Annotated in this window: 8 protein-coding genes; 3 read left to right on the top strand and 5 right to left on the bottom strand. The window is 73.1% G+C overall.

Annotation, left to right across the window (positions count from 1 at the left end):
- Nucleotides 1-61: 61 nt before the first annotated feature.
- Both D476_RS0118525 and D476_RS0118520 read right to left on the bottom strand, forming a co-directional pair.
- A complete protein-coding gene (locus D476_RS0118525) occupies nucleotides 62-445 on the bottom strand; it encodes an RNA polymerase-binding protein RbpA (protein ID WP_026123636.1) in 384 nt (127 codons plus the stop codon).
- A gap of 387 nt (nucleotides 446-832) precedes the next feature.
- On the bottom strand, nucleotides 833-1,237 hold the full coding sequence (locus D476_RS0118520) for a nitroreductase family deazaflavin-dependent oxidoreductase (RefSeq protein WP_017625424.1): 405 nt from the start codon (nucleotides 1,235-1,237) through the stop codon (nucleotides 833-835).
- 324 nt (nucleotides 1,238-1,561) lie between these two features.
- On the opposite strand from D476_RS0118520, the gene D476_RS33795 reads away from it, so the two are divergent.
- The 3 genes from D476_RS33795 to D476_RS0118505 are packed head-to-tail and all read left to right on the top strand — an operon-like array spanning nucleotide 1,562 to nucleotide 4,558.
- The gene (locus D476_RS33795) at nucleotides 1,562-2,806 is read left to right on the top strand and encodes an ABC transporter substrate-binding protein (RefSeq protein WP_083939565.1); all 1,245 of its coding nucleotides are present in this window, start codon (nucleotides 1,562-1,564) and stop codon (nucleotides 2,804-2,806) included.
- On the top strand, nucleotides 2,799-3,737 hold the full coding sequence (locus D476_RS0118510) for a carbohydrate ABC transporter permease (RefSeq protein WP_017625422.1): 939 nt from the start codon (nucleotides 2,799-2,801) through the stop codon (nucleotides 3,735-3,737). Before D476_RS33795 ends, D476_RS0118510 begins: the two co-directional genes overlap by 8 nt.
- Entirely contained in the window at nucleotides 3,734-4,558 is an 825-nt protein-coding gene (locus D476_RS0118505; protein ID WP_017625421.1) for a carbohydrate ABC transporter permease, read from the top strand. The genes D476_RS0118510 and D476_RS0118505 overlap by 4 nt, the downstream gene beginning before the upstream one ends.
- 39 nt (nucleotides 4,559-4,597) lie before the next feature.
- On the opposite strand, the gene D476_RS0118500 is transcribed toward D476_RS0118505, so the two are convergent.
- The 3 genes from D476_RS0118500 to D476_RS0118490 all read right to left on the bottom strand — a co-directional run bounded on the left by D476_RS0118500 (nucleotide 4,598) and on the right by D476_RS0118490 (nucleotide 7,547).
- Complete coding sequence (locus D476_RS0118500) at nucleotides 4,598-5,995, bottom strand: MFS transporter (RefSeq protein WP_017625420.1); 1,398 nt, start codon at nucleotides 5,993-5,995, stop codon at nucleotides 4,598-4,600.
- Nucleotides 5,992-6,864, bottom strand: a complete 873-nt coding sequence (locus D476_RS0118495; RefSeq protein WP_017625419.1) for a glycerophosphodiester phosphodiesterase — start codon at nucleotides 6,862-6,864, stop codon at nucleotides 5,992-5,994. Before D476_RS0118495 ends, D476_RS0118500 begins: the two co-directional genes overlap by 4 nt.
- Before the next feature lie 305 nt (nucleotides 6,865-7,169).
- Nucleotides 7,170-7,547, bottom strand: coding sequence for an Rv3235 family protein (locus tag D476_RS0118490; RefSeq protein WP_239648753.1), 378 nt, complete (start codon nucleotides 7,545-7,547; stop codon nucleotides 7,170-7,172).
- Between the last annotated feature and the right edge of the window lie 653 nt (nucleotides 7,548-8,200).

The following is an 8,200-nucleotide window of genomic DNA, read 5'->3' as shown; positions in this document are numbered from 1 at the left end:
CCCCTTCGCGTGGAACAGCGAGCGGCACATCCGCCGCTGCGCGCCTTTCGGCACCCCCTCCTCAGGCGCTCTTGCGCTGCGCCGCCACCGTCTCCATGTGCTCCCGCTCCTCGCGCCGACGCGCCCGCAGCAGTTCAAGGCGCTCGGCCAGGACCTCTTCGAGCTCTTCCATACTGCGGCGCTCCAGCAGCATGTCCCAGTGCGTCCGGGCGGGCTTGGCCTTCTTCTCCTGGGGCTCCTCGCCGTTGACCATCAGGGCGGTGTCGCCACAGAAGCGGCACTCCCAGTTCGACGGAATCTCGGCCTCGGTCGCGAAGGTGACGGAGAAGCGATGACCCCGGGGGCAGTCGTAGGTCACCTCCTGGCGCGGGGCCAAGTCGGTGTTGCGGTCGTTCTCGTAGCTCGTCGCCCCGAGCCGCGTGCCGCGAAGTGCTCGCTCGGCCATCGTGTACATGCCTCCAGGCGCTCTAGCGGTCTTCGTGGATGTAACGCTCCGGTCCGTCTCAAAGATTCCCCGGACTACCGCGGTCCAACCGTGCGATGATAAAGGGTCGGTCCGAGACCCGTGCACCGGGGTCCCCTTCACGGACGGCGGGCTCGGGGCAGGGTAGCGGCACCCCGGCTGAGACGGCGCGCGGGGCCCACCCGGCGGGACGCCCCGGTCGCGGCCGCGGAGGACACGGGGCCGTGTTCTTTCGGAATGAGCCCTGCGGCGCGGCGCCCAGGAACGGCGCCCGCTGCGTTCCCACCGGCCGACGGCCCGCCGCCCGGTACCTCCCCCGGGCCGCAGACGCCGCCGGCGCCCCTACGGGCCTGATCCGAGAGACGCGCCTTAGGAGACGCGGTCCAGGACGACCACGGGGATGTCCCGGTCGGTCTTGGCCTGGTAGGCGTCGTAGTCGGGCCAGGTGGCCGCCATCACCGGCCACAGCCGCTCCTTCTCCTCCCGGTCGGCGGTGCGGGCCTGCGCCGTGAAGCGGTCGCCGAGCACCTGCACCCGGACCTCGGGGTCGGCCTGGATGTTCTTGTACCACTGCGGGTGGTCGGCCGCGCCCCCGTTGGAGGCGACCACCACGTAGGCGTCCCCGGAGGTCCGGTAGATCAGCGGGGTGCTGCGGGGCAGCCCCGACGACCGCCCCGTGGTGGTGAGGATGAGGACGGTGGTCCCGTTCCAGTCATGTCCCTCGGCGCCGTCGCTCTCCTGGTACCGCTGCACGTGCTCCTTGCCGAAGAGCATTCGCCGCCCCTTCCCCGGTGGTCCTGTCGTCGGTCCTCTCGGTGGCCGAACGCCACCTGGCCCTCCAGTTACCCCGTGGGCCCGGACCGGAACCATGACGGGCGCGCGGCCGCCCGTACCCGGCCGCCGCTCCCGGCCACGCCCCCGCCCTTGTGGGCACCGCGACGGGTTCCGTACGGTACGTAACCGATCCGAACGACAGGCGCGGCAAGGGGGGATCCGCAGGGAGGGGGAGCATGAGCATCACCCGTCGCCGGTGGCACCCGGCGGCNGCCCTGGGCCGCCGCAGGGGCGGCGGCCGTCGTCCTCACCGGCTCGTGCGCCGTGCTGTCCACGAGCGTGCGCGAGGACGACGTGCCCGACACCGTCTCCACCGCCATCACCGGCGAACCGGTCACCCTCAGGCTCGCCTACACCGACGACCCGCCCACCGAGGCCCTGGTGGACGGCTTCACCCGGCGCCACCCCAACGTCGCCGTCGAGCTCGAACGGACGCAGTTCAGCGACTACGTCAAGACCGTCAAGCTCTCCATGTCCTCCGACGAGCCGCCCGACATCGCCCAGTACAACACCGGCGCGATGAACTCACTGGTCCCGGCCGGACTGATCCTCAACCTCGACAAGCACGCCGCGGCCTACGGGTGGGAGGAGGCGTTCCCCTCCAGCGCCATGGACCCCCTGCGCTCCGACCCGGACGCCGAGCGGTTCGGCAGCGGCAGCCTGTACGCCGTGCCGGGGTCGCTCTCGGTCCTGGGCGTCTTCTACAACAAGGACATCCTGGCCGAAGCCGGGGTCGAGGGGCCGCCGCGGACGCTCGGCGGATTCGAGGACGCCCTGGAGCGGGTGCACGCCGAGGGGACCACGCCCATCGGAAACGGCGCCCTGGAGGTCGGGGGCTTCCAGATCTGGAACGCCCTGCTCAACGTGGTGGGCGAGGAGCAGGACTACCGCGACTGGGTCTACGGAGCCCCGGGCGCGACCATCGGGACCGGGGCGGCCGAGGAGGCCGCCGCCACCCTGACCCGCTGGGTGGAGCGCGGCTACCTGTCCGAGGGGGCCAACGCCACCTCCGACATCGACGCCCAGGCCGACTTCGCCGCGGGCGGCAGCGCGTTCCTGATCACCGGGAACTGGGCCGCCGCGGCGCTGTCCGAGGAGATGGGCGGGGACGTCGGCTTCTTCCTCATGCCCGGCCCCGACGGGGCGGTGCCGGTCGCCTCCGGCTCCAGCGTCTCCTACGCGGTCTCCTCCCAGAGCGACCACCCCGACGTGGCCGCGGCCTTCCTCGACTACCTCGGCTCGCCCGAGGCCGCCCGGATCCAGGCCGAGAGCGGGTTCATGCCCGTCGACCCGGAGGCGGCGGGCGGGCGCGGCGGCGTCATGGGGGAGATCAACGCCGGCTTCGCCCGGGTCATCGAGGAGGAGGGGCTGGTGCCGTTCCCCGACTACGCCACCCCCGGCATGCTGGACCAGCTCACCCCCGGCGTCCAGGGGCTCATCGCCGGGGTCACCACCGAGGAGGAGTTCCTGCGCAGCCTCCAGGAGGAATGGGAGGGCGACCATGGGTGACCCCGCGGTGACGGGCGCCCGTTCCCCGGGCGGCGGGCGGAGCGGCCCGCGCCGTAACGGCGGCGGCTCCGGCCGGAACGGCGGGCGCGGGTGGCTCTTCCTGCTCCCGGCGGTGGCCGTGTACCTGGCCTTCACCGTCTACCCGGCGGTCAGCACGCTGCAGTTCTCCTTCCTCGAATGGGACGGCGTCGCGCCGCCCGCCTGGGCGGGGCTGGACAACTTCGTCCGCGTGGCGGCCGAGCCGATGCTGGGGCGGGCGGTCCTCAACGCCCTCGTGCTCATCGTGTTCTTCACCGTGCTGCCCATCCTGCTGGGGCTCCTGATGACGGCCCTGCTCGCGGGCGGAGTGCGCCGCGGGACCGCCTTCTACCGCGTCGTGTTCTTCCTGCCGCAGGTCCTGCCGCTGGTCGTCGTGGGCACCACGTGGCGGTGGATGTACAGCGACGACGGGATGGTCAACCAGGCCCTCGGGGCGGCCGGGCTCGACCACCTCGGCCGGGCGTGGCTGGGGGACGAGAGGTTCGCCCTGGCCGCCCTGGGGGTGGTCGGCACCTGGCTGATGAGCGGGCTGTGCATGATGCTCTTCATGAGCGGCGCGCAGCGGGTCGACCCCGCCCTGCACGAGGCGGCCGCCATCGACGGCGCCGGTCCGGCCCGGCGGTTCCTCAGCGTGGTGCTGCCGGGGCTGCGCAAGGAGATCGGCATCGCGGGCGTCATCACCACCATCGCCGCACTGGCCAGCTTCGACCTGGTGTTCGTCACCACCAACGGGGGACCGGCGGGGGCGACGAACGTGCCCGGCCTGCTGGTGTACCGGCTGGCGTTCAACGAGGGCGACATCGGCGCGGCCGGGGCGCTGGCCGTGGTGCTCACCGTCCTCGTCGTCGTGTTCGTCGGCGGGATCCGGCTGCTGGTGAGGGAGGACGCATGAGGCCGAGCGCCGCGGGGCAGGCCCTGCGCTACGCGCTGCTGAACCTGATGGCCCTGGCCGTCCTGCTGCCCTTCGCCGGGATCGTGCTGGCGGCGCTGCACCCGTCGGGGAGCCGGGTGGACGGGGTGTCCGTGCCCGACCGGTGGTCCTGGGAGAACTTCGGCCTGGCCTGGGAGGAGGGCGGCTTCGGCGACCTGATGCTCTCCAGCCTCATCGTGAGCGGCGGCGTGGTGCCGCTGACCGTGCTGCTGGCGACGATGGCCGGGTTCGCGCTGTCGGTGCTGGGGGTGTGGGGCGGGCGGGTCCTGTCCCTGGGGTTCGTCCTCGGCCTCACCGTGCCGGTCGAGCTGCTGGTGATCGCGCTCTACTACAACCTGCGCGAGGTCGGCCTGACCGACGCCTACCTCGGGGTGGTGCTGGCCGAGGTGGCGCTCTTCCTGCCGTTCGGCGTCTACTGGATGCAGTCCCACTTCGCCGGGGTGCCCCGCGAGCTGGTGGAGTCGGCGCGCATGGACGGCGCACGCGACGGCACCGTGCTGTGGCGGGTGCTGCTGCCGGTGTCCCGGCCCGCGGTGACCACCCTGACGGTGCTGGTGTTCATGTGGTCGTGGAACCAGTTCCTGCTGGTGCTGGTGATGCTGCAGGACCCGTCCATGCGCACGGCGCCCACCGGCCTGGGGCTGTTCGTGGGGCGGTACGGAACCGACGTCCCGCTGCTCGCCGCGGCGAGCCTGATCGTGATCGCCCCCATCGTCGTGGTCTACGTGGTGTTCCAGCGCAGCTTCGTCGAGGGCATCACCCGGGGCGCGGTCAAGGGGTAGGGGGCGCCGCCCCGGGCCCGGCGGCCCGGGGCGGACGCCTCAGACCCGTTCGGGCTCCTCATTGCCCACGTCGCGGATGCCCTTGCGGAAGTCGGTCTTCCACAGCAGGACCCCGCCGAGGATGAAGAAGGCGATCAAGGAGAAGATCGCGACCCGGTAGCCGCCGGTGAGGGTGACCGCGATCGTCACCGCGAGCGAGCCCAGGAACGTCGACCCCCGGTCGCTGATCTGGTACACGGCGAAGTACTCGGCCTCCCGGCCGCTGGGGATGAGCTGGGAGAACAGTGCCCGCGCCAGCGCCTGTGAGCCGCCGAGCACCAGGGCGATGCCCACGCCCAGCGCCATGAACAGCACCGGCTCGCCCGCGGGCAGCAGGTACCCCAGGGTCACCAGCACGCACCACACGCCCAGCGTGGACAGCACCGCGTTCTTCGGCCCGATCACCCGCGCCAGGCGGCCCACCGCCAGCGCGCCGCCGAACGCCACGAACTGGATCATCAGGATCGTGCCCATCATGACCTCTTGGCCGATGCGCAGGTCCTGGGTGGCGAACGGGGCGGCGTAGCGCACGGCGGCCTGGATGCCGTCGTTGAAGAAGATGAACGCCAGCAGGAACAGCAGCGTCTGCGGGTAGCGGCGCATCCCCTTGATGGTCTGGGCGAACTGCACCACCGTCAGCTTCGGTGTGGGGCGGCGGGCGGACAGGGCCAGGTCGGTGTAGCGGTTGCGCAGCGGCCGCAGCGCCAGCACGGTGAACCCGGCCCACCACACTCCGGCCGAGGCGAAGGCGATGCGCACCGCGTCGGCCTGGCCCAGGCCCAGGTCGTCGGCCATCAGCACCAGGGCCAGGTGGGCGGCGAGCATCGTGGCCCCGCCCAGGTAGGCCAGGGCCCAGCCGGTGCTGGAGACCCGGTCGCGCTCGTCGGGGGTGGCGATCTCGGGCAGGAAGGAGTTGAAGACCGCCAGCGAGGCGCCGTAGACCACGTTGGCCACCAGGAACAGGGCCGCGGCGAGCAGCCACCGGTCCCCGGCGAGGTAGAGGAGGCTCACCGCGACCGAGCCGGTGAAGGCGAGCCAGAACAGCCACCGCTTCTTGTGCCGGGAGCGGTCGGCCAGCGCGCCGACCACCGGCAGCAGCAGGATCTGCAGCAGGATCGCGGTGGTGGTCACCGCCGGGTAGAGGGCGTTCGCGTGCAGCCTGATGCCCAGCGGATACACGTAGTAGGGGCCGCCGGTGCACACGGCGGTGTCCGGCGCCCCGGCGGCGGCGCAGGCCAGGCCGCTCAGGTAGGGGCCGATGAGCACGGTGACCACCGAGGTGATGAACACCTGGTTGGCCCAGTCGTACATGTACCAGCCCCGCTGCTCCCGCTTGCGCTGGGCGGGGTCGGGGGAGGGGGTGTTGCCGGGGGCGGGTGCGGGGGAGGCGGTCGTCATCTGGTGCGGGGTCCGTCCTGGTCGGCGGCGACGGGGGCGGTGCCGGCGGCGGGTGTCGCGGCCGTCCGGCCGTCCCGCGGGGGCGCGGGCCAGGCGCCGCGGGCGGCCAGGACGTCGCGGAGCCCGGTGGTGTTGTCGGTGACGATGCCGTCGACCCCGGCGTCGAGGAGGCGCTCCATGACGCCGGTGTCGTTGACGGTCCACACGTGCACCTGCATGCCGAGCCGGTGGGCCGCGGCGATCAGGTCGCGGCTGAGCACGGGGAAGCCGTGCATGCGCGTGGGGATCTGCACGCACTGCACGCCGCGGCGGGCGAGCGGGCGCAGGGCGGAATGGAGGGAGGCCACGCGCAGCCGGGCGACGTCGACGGGGCCGCAGGAGGTGGCCACGCGGGGGCCCATCAGGCGCCGGACCCGGTCGAGGCGGCGCTGGTCGAACGAGCCCAGGCAGACCCGGTCCCAGGCCCTGGTGCGGTGCAGCACGTCGGCGAGGGGCTCGACGGCGGCGTCGGACTTGACGTCGATGTTGAAGCGCGCGCGGGGCCAGGCGTCCAGGAGTTCCTCCATCACCGGGACCGGCTCGCTGCCGCCCACCCGCGCGCGCCCGACCTCGGCGTAGGGGAGGGCGGCGATGGCGCCCTCGCGGTCGGTGGCGCGGTCGAGGGTGTCGTCGTGGAAGGCCACGAGCACGCCGTCGCGGGTGGCGTGGACGTCGGTCTCCAGGTACCGGTAGCCCAGGTCGACCGCGTGCTGGAAGGCGGCCGCGGTGTTCTCCAGCTCGGTGCGCACGTTCCCGGAGCCGTCGCGCAGCCAGCCGCCCCGGTGGGCCAGACCGATGGGGGCGGAGAGGTCGAGGTAGCGGTGAGTCACACCCAGAAGTATGCCGTTCGGCGGCGACACGGGCACCACCGCCCGGTGACCCGCCCCACCCGCGGGGTGGAACTCCGGGAATAGGGGGCCGGTCCGCGCCACGGCGGCCACGTCCTCCGAAGCGGCGTCACCTCCCCGCCCCCGTCCCTGTCCCCGGGGCCGACGGTGCGGGGGCCGGTGGGGTGCCGATGTCCCACGACTCCGGCGGACACGGCCTTCCCGGGCCGCTCTTCCCGGGAAGTGGGAAGCGAGGGAACCCGCGGCCGGAACGGTTTCCGGGCCACGGGTCGGCGCAGGGCGCCGGGCTAGCTCTTGCCGACGTCGGTCTCCAGGTCGGTGCACACCCACATCCCGTCTTTGCGTGCGAGGCGGAAGGCCAGGACGCGTCGGCGTCGGCCGCAGCCGATCAGCGCCGCCACTTCGGCCACCGACGGCCCCTGCGGATGCACCCACGTCCGCAGCACCCTCGGCCGGGTGCGTTCGCGGAAGGCCCCTGCCCTGCGGCAGAGCATCGAGTACGGCCTCGGTTCGAGGAGGGGCTCCACCTGTACGGGTGTGCGTTCCCCCGCCAGGACCTCGGCGGTGAGCTGGGCCAGGCGGGCCACCTGGCGGGGCGACCAGGCGCCCTGGATGCGGTGGTGGCGGATCGCGGACGGACGCCGGGGCGGATGCGGTCGTGGCAATTCCGGCTCCTCTCGGGCACCGACGGGGGCGGGGAGGCGGCGCGGCGCCGCGCCCGTCACCTATACAGAGGGCGCGGACACCGTCCGTTGCCACGTGGAATTCCAGCTTTTTGCGTGCACTCCGCCTCCGCGCCGAGAGGTCCTCTTGTGGGGCTGTCTGGAATGTCGAAGGAGGTTCGGCCGAAACCGGCCTCGGTCGGTCCAGGGCCGGCACTCCGGGCGGCAGGCGTGTGCATGGACGCGGTCACGTCTGCTGGAGTGGTGGCGTTTCTGTCCGACCGGGTTGGTGCGGTCGTCGCGGCGCGGGGCGGCCCTGCCCCTGCATCGGCGCCTCGACCGGTGCCCTGCCTGTCGGCAGCTCGCCTTCGACCGCCCGCCCACGGCGGCCGCGGCCGCCGAAAGTTCCACCACTCCAGCGGACACCATCGTGGTCGCCGTGGTGGGCGAGTGGCACCCGGCTCACGGGTCCCGGCGGGGCGCCAGGCCGCCCGGCTGTGAGGGTGAAGCGTCGACAGAGACGGGTCAGTGGCCCGCACGGCGGCGCCGTCGGCCACTCGGCGCAGGTCACGTCCGGATGGCGTCCGCTGGAGTGGTGGAACTCCTGCCGACTGCGGCCGCCTTCGCCGGGCGCGGCCCCCGGCCGCCCGCCGGAG

The organism is Nocardiopsis chromatogenes YIM 90109 (assembly GCF_000341185.1).
GTDB lineage: Bacteria > Actinomycetota > Actinomycetes > Streptosporangiales > Streptosporangiaceae > Nocardiopsis_A > Nocardiopsis_A chromatogenes.
The sequence above is the reverse complement of the archived record's forward strand: the minus strand, read 5'-3'. Positions and strand labels throughout refer to the sequence as shown.